This is a genomic window from Martelella alba (genome assembly GCF_006516955.1).
Taxonomy (GTDB): domain Bacteria; phylum Pseudomonadota; class Alphaproteobacteria; order Rhizobiales; family Rhizobiaceae; genus Martelella; species Martelella alba.
On the sequence record NZ_VHLG01000018.1, the window covers coordinates 66,859 to 75,468 of the forward strand.

Annotated in this window: 7 protein-coding genes and 1 pseudogene; 5 read left to right on the plus strand and 3 right to left on the minus strand. The window is 55.4% G+C overall.

Annotated features, from left to right (window positions below; translation table 11 throughout):
- Positions 1-228: 228 nt before the first annotated feature.
- Positions 229-822: a TetR/AcrR family transcriptional regulator gene (locus FJU08_RS20455; protein ID WP_235890863.1), complete on the minus strand. Its 594-nt coding sequence runs from the start codon at positions 820-822 to the stop codon at positions 229-231.
- 136 nt (positions 823-958) lie between these two features.
- On the opposite strand from FJU08_RS20455, the gene FJU08_RS20460 reads away from it, so the two are divergent.
- Positions 959-1,744 carry an SDR family NAD(P)-dependent oxidoreductase gene (locus tag FJU08_RS20460; protein WP_141150917.1) on the plus strand — a complete coding sequence of 262 codons (786 nt, stop codon included), beginning with the start codon at positions 959-961 and terminating at the stop codon, positions 1,742-1,744.
- A gap of 644 nt (positions 1,745-2,388) precedes the next feature.
- Here the strand turns inward: FJU08_RS20460 and FJU08_RS20465 are convergent.
- Complete coding sequence (locus FJU08_RS20465) at positions 2,389-2,664, minus strand: ribbon-helix-helix domain-containing protein (RefSeq protein ID WP_141150918.1); 276 nt, start codon at positions 2,662-2,664, stop codon at positions 2,389-2,391.
- An 881-nt stretch (positions 2,665-3,545) separates the two neighbouring features.
- On the opposite strand from FJU08_RS20465, the gene FJU08_RS20470 reads away from it, so the two are divergent.
- From FJU08_RS20470 to FJU08_RS20485, 4 genes and pseudogenes are all read left to right on the plus strand, one after another.
- A complete protein-coding gene (locus tag FJU08_RS20470) occupies positions 3,546-4,775 on the plus strand; it encodes a PDZ domain-containing protein (RefSeq protein WP_141150919.1) in 1,230 nt (409 codons plus the stop codon).
- A gap of 101 nt (positions 4,776-4,876) precedes the next feature.
- Positions 4,877-6,289 carry a hypothetical protein gene (locus FJU08_RS20475; RefSeq protein ID WP_141150920.1) on the plus strand — a complete coding sequence of 471 codons (1,413 nt, stop codon included), beginning with the start codon at positions 4,877-4,879 and terminating at the stop codon, positions 6,287-6,289.
- 57 nt (positions 6,290-6,346) lie between these two features.
- Complete coding sequence (locus tag FJU08_RS20480) at positions 6,347-6,658, plus strand: SH3 domain-containing protein (RefSeq protein ID WP_141150921.1); 312 nt, start codon at positions 6,347-6,349, stop codon at positions 6,656-6,658.
- Positions 6,659-6,671: 13 nt separating this feature from the next.
- A pseudogene (locus tag FJU08_RS20485) lies at positions 6,672-7,025 on the plus strand (transposase); the annotation flags it as partial.
- A 203-nt stretch (positions 7,026-7,228) separates the two neighbouring features.
- Here FJU08_RS20485 and FJU08_RS20490 read toward each other — a convergent pair.
- Entirely contained in the window at positions 7,229-7,972 is a 744-nt protein-coding gene (locus tag FJU08_RS20490; protein WP_141150922.1) for a helix-turn-helix transcriptional regulator, read from the minus strand.
- Positions 7,973-8,610: the final 638 nt, after the last annotated feature.

The following is an 8,610-nucleotide window of genomic DNA, read 5'->3' on the forward strand; positions in this document are numbered from 1 at the left end:
CGGAAATCCGATCCATTTGGCGAAAGGCAGGGCATCTTTGATATCGACGCCGAGATAGCGAAGCCATGCCCTGGCGATTTCTCCAATCGCGGACAAGAAGGCTGTCGAGCCTGGCCGCCGGGCGGAGCAAAAATCGGCCACTTTGGACGCAGGTATAAGGCCGGGCGAGGCGCTCAGACCTGCGTTGCAATTTTCTTGAAGGGTTTCAGCCCGCCTTTCGGGCGCGGATCAGGTCCGCTGCGCCGCGCCCCCGGGCAGTGCCTCGGGCAGTGCCTCGGTCAGCCAGGCACGCGCCTCGGAAAGGATATCGTCGGACAGCGCCGGATCATCGCTCATCCGGGATAGCATCAGCGCGCCGACCATCCCCGACCAGATCCCGACGGCGGCCCGGTGACGCGCCGCCTCGTCCGCCCCCGGGAGGCTGCCGGCCAATGCCGCCAACTGTCGGCGCAGGCCCGCGGTCATCTCCGCCCGGACGCCGCCGGGCTGCCGGATGGTTTCCCCCGCAAGCGCCGCCATCGGGCACCCCCGCCCCGGATCGTCCCGGTGCTGCGGCGAAAGATACTGCGCCAGAAGGCGTTCGGGCTCCTGCGGCGAAGTCTCGGCGGTCTCAAAGACCGCTGCCATCGCCTGTCCGATCAGGTCATCCTTGTTCTTGAAATAGCCGTAGAACCCACCATGGGTCAGCCCGGCCTCCTTCATCACCTCAGCCACCGACACGGCGTCGAAGCCCCTCGCGCGGAACAGCCGGCCCGCGGCCGTGAGAAGCGTCTTCCGGTTTTCCTCCACCTGCTCTCGGCTCACCCGCATCGCGCTCTCCATCTTCATCCCCTGAATATATATATGAGCATGATCATGTATTCAACATTCCCACCGCCTCACCTCGGTTGACATTTTACATGATATGCATCATGTATTTTTTCATGATGTATATCATGTTTAGAGATCGGAGAATCCCATGACAGAGAAGAAAGCCGTTCTGATCACCGGCGCCTCGACCGGCATCGGCGCCGTCTATGCCGAGCGTTTCGCGCGGCGTGGCCATGATCTCGTTCTGGTGGCCCGCAATCGCGATCGCATGACGGCGCTGGCAGAACGGCTCGCCGATACCGGTGTCGGCATCGACCTGCTGCAGGCCGATCTGAACGCGCCTGCCGATCTGGCGGTGGTCGCGACCCGACTGCGCGAAGACGATCGCATCGGTGTTCTCGTTAACAACGCCGGCATCAGTCTGGCCGGCGGTTTCGTCACCCAACCGGAAGCAGATCTGGACCGGCTGATCGCCACCAACGTGACCGCGGTGACCCGGCTCGCCCGGGCGGCGGCTGAACGCTTCGCCGCAGCCGGCGACGGCGCGATCATCAACATCGCTTCGGTGATCGGCCTGGCCCCGGAAACCGGCGCGACGGTCTACGGCGCCAGCAAGGCCTTCGTGCTGTTCCTGTCGCAGGGACTTGCCGCCGAACTCGCTTCCACGGGGGTCTACGTGCAGGCCGTGGTTCCCGGCGCGACCCGGACGGCGATCTGGGGAAGCATGGGCCTCGATGTCGATACCATTCCAGGTATGATGGAAATCGCCGATCTCGTCGATGCAGCGCTGGTGGGCTTCGACCGGCGCGAAGGAGTCACTATCCCGCCGTTGCCCGATGTCGCGCAGTGGGAAGCCATGCAGAGCGCGCGTCAGGCGATGTTGCCGAACTTCGGGCAATCGCAGCCGGCCGAGCGCTACCGCACGACCTCCTGATCCGTAGCGCCCGCGGCACGCCGCTCTCCACTGACCGTTCTGCTGGCGCAGGCAGATCTGCTCGAGGAAGCGTAGCCTTGCGTCAGCTGGTCGATGGCGATCCATTCATCAGCTTGTGCACTTGAAGGATCGATCCCCGCGGGACAATCTACCGGGCCTCGGCCCCGAAGGGCGTTTCGTCCGGCAGGAACCGGCCATCTGTGAAACTGGGTCACCGGCAATAGTCGGAAAATTCGCACCCAGAATGAGAAGGAAACGGCAAAGGCGCAAGAGCGTGATCGTCAGGAAAAACAGGTAGTCATTGAGAAGCAGCTTGCCGAACGCCGTGCTCTGCAAGCCCTGATCATCCTACGTCGCAAACATGAGCATAAAATGCTCTCAAGACTCAGCCGAGATGCTATCGACTACCTCGCCATGGGTGAAGAAGCATATGAACTCGTTCAGCGGCGCAAAAGCCAGGAACTGAAACGCAATAGCGGGCCGAAACCTGAATTGGCGCTATGACGTGAGCTTCATGGGGAGCGGCGAGACGAAGTCGTTTTTGAAAACTATTCGCAATGACTGAGAGGCTCGTAATAGATCCATGTGATTGACAGAAGCTGGCGTTTGAATAAGGCGCTGCGCTTCAATCCGAACATAGACACCTATTCGCTCGCAACCCTGCGGGCATCATCGAAATCATTCGCGGAAAGGCTCGTATCGTCGTTTTCCCGAAGGGATTGGGCCAGCATAGACCGCATATCGTTGCGTTCTTGCTCAAGCGCCCGCTCCATGTGCCTGCGCACCAGATCGCGGATAAACTCGCTCGGCGTTTCATACAATGTGCCCTTGCCAGTGATCTCGCCGACATAAGCCGCCAGCGGATCAGGAAGCGTGGTGTTCAATCGTTTGACCATCTTGCTTTCATCAGCCTGTCCCATGACGGCCCCCTTTCAATCAGTCCCTATGATCTCATGCATGCCAGTCAGATGCCAATATTTGCGCGTTAAGCGCGCTCCTGACGCGCATTTAGTCGTCAAGTGCGTCTTCATCCCAAGCCTCCGCGCGCTCGAAATAGAAGCCTTTTGCGGAAATATCATAGGGTTGTGCATGTAGTAGGATCATTGCTGCCTCACTTGGTTAGGGTTTGATCAGCGCGAGAAACCTTTCACCCCGCGCTTGAACCCTTGCCCAGCGGCGAGCGTCTGAAACAAAACAAATGAAAAAGGCACCGTTTCGTTCCGAGACGGTGACCATTTGAGAGGACGGGAGTACCGTAAACATAGCGTCCCAAAGTCCTGTCGCTTGCGACACCGAAGGCGGTCCCCGCGAACACGGGAGCAAAGCGAATGGAGCGGGCTGGCAGGATCAGGGCTATTGGATCAGGCGGAATGTGACGGCTTAAGCTGGAATCCGGGTTCCCAAGAGCGTGTGACACACGCGTGATAAAGCCGGCGAGCCAACGCCGCCATGCCGATAATCCGCAAGGGATGGACGTCGCATGGGCCGAGACTACAGGCTCGGTTAACGACAACCCGTTCCTGCCACAAGCGGGATGCGTCTCATCGAAGAGGACAACGCCCATATGACGGCGCTTTCCTTCTTGTTGTTTCCACGATTGTCATTTCGACGACAGTAGGCCTTTCTTGGAATTGCTCCCTCTGGCCTGGCCTAGAGGGGTTTCCCTATATTTCCTGCTGGAAATGAATCTGCGAAATTAACGTAATTTACAAATCGGAAAAATTGATCAATTTTGTAGTTGCGCCGAAATTTACTTTCGCGCGTGGCGATAAAGATTAGGTCTTTCTGGAGAAATATTCTGATGAAGACTTCCTCCATATGTTATTTTTCTGCTCTGACCGTGTTCTTTCTGGCAATTGGCGGTTCAGTCAATCCTGTCTGGTCAAAAACATACAATGAAATCCGAAAAATCGGATTCGAAGGTCGGTTTACCAAAGGACAGATCGGAGACGGAACGCTAAAGCTTCGCTATATCGACGGCAAACACATGCTCCTCTATGGCGGCTCGTCCTGCGCATCCCGGTTGTATTATTGGGACAGACCGGCATCTTCTCCGGATGTCATCGAAAGCTTCGAGGAGATGCAACCAAATGGCAGTTGGGTCAAATCCTGCCCTTCGGGGCCGCGATTGGACATTACCCAGCGTTCCGATGGTGCCTATCGGCTTGATTGGTACAAGAAAGGATTGTTGGTCAGAAGTGCTATTTTGTGGGAGGCGGGGACCACGCCGCCATCGCTGGAAGAAGCTCATGATGCGAGTGCCGACGCTCGGCTAAGGGAATTGCTCGGCGTTGAGCCGAATTCACCGCCGCTTGCCGGTCCGAAGATCGTCCGGGAACGACTGGGCATTGAGTTGCTCGTCGATGAAGATGGCGTGATGCGGGTCGGTCGTATTGCCAACGATTCACCAGCAGGACTGCAAACGGGAAATATCATCAACAAGGTCTATCCCCGGTCCTCCGAACCGCAATGTGCGGATATTGACTGCGTCACGGCGCTAGTAGCAGCGATGCCTGATGGCGAACTGATCACCTTTAGAGGTCCTGTCGACAGCAATAACTATGAAGTGGGTGATGATGTTGGCATCTTTCCACCCGTGATCCCCGACACAGTCCAATGGCACGAAGTCCCTCGCGATGCGCGGGGGCAGAGCATCTTCCCCGGGACGACGCGGTTTGCATTTCTTCTTGCGTTGCGAACCGGCCTCATCCTCGACCAGCGGGTAACCTATCAAGCCAAGGATATGTGGGGAAAGGTTCATGAGGGCAGAGGTTTGAGGATTGCCGCTGTGTTGCCCGACTCCCCAGCCGCGCAGGCCGGGCTGCACGAAGGTCAGCTGATTACCGAGGTGTACAATGTCGTGAACGCTTGGTCCGATCTGGATACCGTGCGCGCTATGACTGTAGAATATATCGAGACCAAGAGTCCTACAGAAATCCGGCTCATGATTAGGGGGAGAGAGGACGAGGTTCGTGTCCCGTTGCAACTTTCTGGGCAGATGCGCGACGGTCTTCCCTATTTCGGGCAGTAGCGGCACATGGCGTGCTCTAGGAAATTAACGCGTGGTGGTCTTTGTGTCGGGCAAAGCCAGGCGGTCTCAGTATAGCGAAAACTGTCTCTGGAGTTGTTCATATGGTGCGTCTCTTAGCTTTCCTTGTTGCAATTTTGTTCTGTCACGCGAATACAGCCGCTGCCGCCAGCGCCGATTTTGTTTATGAAGGCGAAGTCGAGTATCTTGGTGCGCACAATGTTGTCTATCATCTGAGGATCGAGCGAACCAAGGACAATCGGCGTATCGAAATTCATGAACTGGGCTGCAATTTCGACCTGACAAAGATGCCCGATGGCAGATGGAAAGGGACTTTGGAACAATCGACCGAGAACCGTCTCGCCTGTCCATTCGGAATTGAGTTGTTCATTAAACGCGGCGGCGTGACCAGAAATTACTCCGAAGCCCTCGATATTCGAACTGCTGGGGCCTTTGGGCGTGTAGCGATGCGGGGCAAGGTGGCTGCAACGCCCGAAACGGTCGAATTGATTGAAAAAGTGTGTCGGGACAGAGACTGCGATCCCTTCAAGATGGATTATGACCTGAATGCCGCGCCACCAAAACCCGCAATGCGTTGTCCCGACACGCCGGAGGGCGAGCAACTCCCCGCGCAGATGCCATCTCTGCAGGAAGGTTCCGCCTTGCGCATCGACGCGGTGGACGTGGTCTGCCTTACACGACCCAACGGGAAAGTGGCCTGGACCGTACAGTTGAAGGCCGATGAACTGGGTCCTTTCCTGCAGGTAGAAACGAGCCCTTTCCGGCAAGCACAGGAGCTGCAAGAGGGCATGTATATCCCTGAGATTTTCTGGCCCGATACCTATCAAAGTACCGATTGGTGGCTGACCGTAATTGAGGGGATAGCCGGACTGCCTGCCGGAAAGGCATTGATCCTGCAATGCCTGACTGAAGCAATGGAGCCTTGCGAAATCAAGCTCCGCAACGTCGATCCGAACGTTGATGAGCCAGAACTCCAACTCACCTATTCGCAAGGCAATGCGAGAGGCAAACAGCTTGATTTTTTTCTGAATCTTGAACGCAAGCGCCGCGAGCGTCTACTGGAGAAGGGGGAAGAGTACGGCAATATGTACTGGCATGGCCTTTTTCAGGGTGGACCTCTCGAAAACACCATTGCCTACAGTCGCCTTATCGCCGGCTATGGTATTGCACGTGTTGCCATGCTTGGAGATTGCGGCAAGGGCGTTGAAAATGCCCCATTGCGAGAGACCAGCTACCGGGCGGTCGAAAATATTTATCATAACTTCTTGAGGTGGGAGGCACGGGGTTCGGCGGTGAAGGGTTCAATTGAGGTTCCGGCGGGTTTTGCCGCAGTGTTCAATCGCATTGTCGATCTGGACAGTCAGCTCGGACCAGATGACTATGCCGATTTTGCCGATGTGATCAAACATCTGGATTGCTCAAGTCCCCAGCTTCGGCAGATCGAGACCAATATGATTAATTTCATACACACGGATTTCAGGAGGGCGTTGCAATAGTGCCATCGAAAATTCCGACGCGCGCAGTTTTTGCGTAACAACGGAAGGCATTTGATAATGGTCATTCGGGTTTTGGCAATATTATTAGCAGCAATGTTAATTTGTCCCTATGTTTCGTTTGCCTATTCCGGGGACGGCTACGAGATTTGCCATCTTAACCCTAAGGGCGATAATTTTCTGGCGTTGCGCGAAGGGCCGGGATCGAATTTCAAGACGATCATGAAGCTTGGACCAGGATCGGTGGTCGAGAGCCGTGGGAATGTCCAAAATGGCTGGCTGGAAGTGGTTGTGGAGATGGCAAACAGGAAAACCTATCTCAGTCATCTTCCACAAGGTTTTATTTATGTGAAGTATATTTGCCCGTTTTGACACAGATACAAAGTCCTCGGCGGCGGAAGAAGCCTTGGCGACGTTTGAGGACAGCGATCGCGCCAGGCGCTATCCGGCGATCGTGCCGAGTTGGCGAAGGGCCTGGAATGAGGTCATCCCGTTTCTCGACTATCCGCCCAAGGTGCGCAGGCTGATCTACACCGCGAATTCCATTGAGGCGCTGAATTCGAAAATCCGCCGTGCCGTCAGAGATCGGTGCTACTTCCCTAGCGGTGAGGCCGCAGATAAGTTGATCTATCTGGCCCTCAATGTTACCTCAACTGAATGGAAGCGTTCGGTGCGCGAATGGCACGCCGTCAAAAGCCAGCTGGCAATCATGTTCGAAGAACGTTTCCCCATGTCCTGAAACAACGCCAGGGCACAAAATTCTAAACAGTCTCGATGCGCCTTGCACTCGACCGTACTCTGTCCTCTCAAATGGTCAGAGTTGTTGACAGACGTGGCCGCGAAACGGCGCTTACTTATGAGTTTTCCTCAACCACACAAATCAGACGGAGAGTCTCGCAAGGCAACTAAGCGCATATGAACATCAACCAGAATGCTCGCCCGTCAAATGGTAACCAAACCCAGCACGATGGCCTTTGCCGTCGCATGGTGGCGATTGCGCGCCTTAATGCGTTTCATCGCGACCCCGATGTAATTCTCTACCGTTTTGACGCTCAGGCCAGTTCTGGCCGCAATTTCCTTGTCAGTAAGCCCCAGACAAAGATAGCGTAAACATTCGAGGTGACGTTGGGTCAAATGCAAAGCGTCCTTCAGGACCTGCGGGGACTTGATGCGCTGGTCGAAAGCCGAACAAAGCCCGATGATTAGATGTCTCGTATCTCCAAGCTGGCTCAGGACATCCGCTTCGTGTTCCGGCGCAATTGCCAAGCCGATACCGCCCAGCACAAAACCGGTTTCCTCCCGGAAGGGAATGATCAGACCTTCATGGAGATGGTAGTCCTTGGCTATCTCGTTGAATAACATCTGCCTCGGCGTCGAATACCGGTCCTGAATTCCGCTCCACAAAGCAGGCCTTTCGTCATTCATGCAATGCAGTACCGCATAATCATCGTCGGCGAGTTGTTGCTCGACGTAGAGTGAAACAAATTTCTCGTCGTAACTGGAATAGTGGAGCATCTCCTTGCTCACACCACCGGCCCGCAACGCTGGAAACGCAGCATAGGTCGCACCCGAAAAACCGTATCGCGCTAACTCAGAATTGAGCACAGTCCACATCGCGTTGGCGTTCGACTGCGCGTTCAATGTCTCGGAGAAAACGAAAAGCCTTTCATCATAAGCAGTAACCATACTCAGGTATTCCCAATACCGCCCGGCACAATAGGTGAATGACGTTTGCCAGCGTAAAAGCGAATTTCGATTGCAGCCATCATTCAAAACTCCAGCGTTTATTGAATATTGGAAAGCAATTGCGCCCTGTGCAAAAAGTTATCTCGATTGGACCAACAATTTCACTTCACGTCAATAAGCCCTAAAAATCGAGCATTGCGCAGTCAACAGAACGCCCGAAAGTCCTGTCGCTTGCGACGCTAAAGGAGGTCCCGCCAACACGGGAGCGAAGCGAATGGAGCGGGCAGGCAGGATCAGGGCTATTGGATCAGGCGGAATGAGATGGTTTAAGCTGGAATCCGGGTTCCCAAGAGCATGCAAAGTACACGATGTAAGCGATGTTTCGCTCACACCTTTGCGGAATAATTCTACAGCAGGAGTTCGCCGCTTTCGCTTACAGACTATATCAGCCTCAGCATAAATGAGGCCTCGAACCACTTAAGGACAAGCCGCGCCAATTCACGGTGACGATGTTGACGATTTAAGAGAGAGAATGGTGGGCCCCGCGACGGGCAAGGCCCGCTAACGCATTGCGTTAACGGGCCTTTATTGGTTGCGGGGGCAGGATTTGAACCTGCGGCCTTCAGGTTATGAGCCTG

Bases quoted from the DNA above. Each gene is read 5' to 3' on its own strand.
- FJU08_RS20475 (WP_141150920.1), top strand. From the start codon at position 4,877: ATGGTGCGTCTCTTAGCTTTCCTTGTTGCAATTTTGTTCTGTCACGCG.
- FJU08_RS20455 (WP_235890863.1), bottom strand. From the start codon at position 822: ATGGAGAGCGCGATGCGGGTGAGCCGAGAGCAGGTGGAGGAAAACCGG.
- FJU08_RS20470 (WP_141150919.1), top strand. From the start codon at position 3,546: ATGAAGACTTCCTCCATATGTTATTTTTCTGCTCTGACCGTGTTCTTT.
- FJU08_RS20465 (WP_141150918.1), bottom strand. From the start codon at position 2,664: ATGGGACAGGCTGATGAAAGCAAGATGGTCAAACGATTGAACACCACG.
- FJU08_RS20490 (WP_141150922.1), bottom strand. From the start codon at position 7,972: ATGGTTACTGCTTATGATGAAAGGCTTTTCGTTTTCTCCGAGACATTG.
- FJU08_RS20460 (WP_141150917.1), top strand. From the start codon at position 959: ATGACAGAGAAGAAAGCCGTTCTGATCACCGGCGCCTCGACCGGCATC.
- FJU08_RS20480 (WP_141150921.1), top strand. From the start codon at position 6,347: ATGGTCATTCGGGTTTTGGCAATATTATTAGCAGCAATGTTAATTTGT.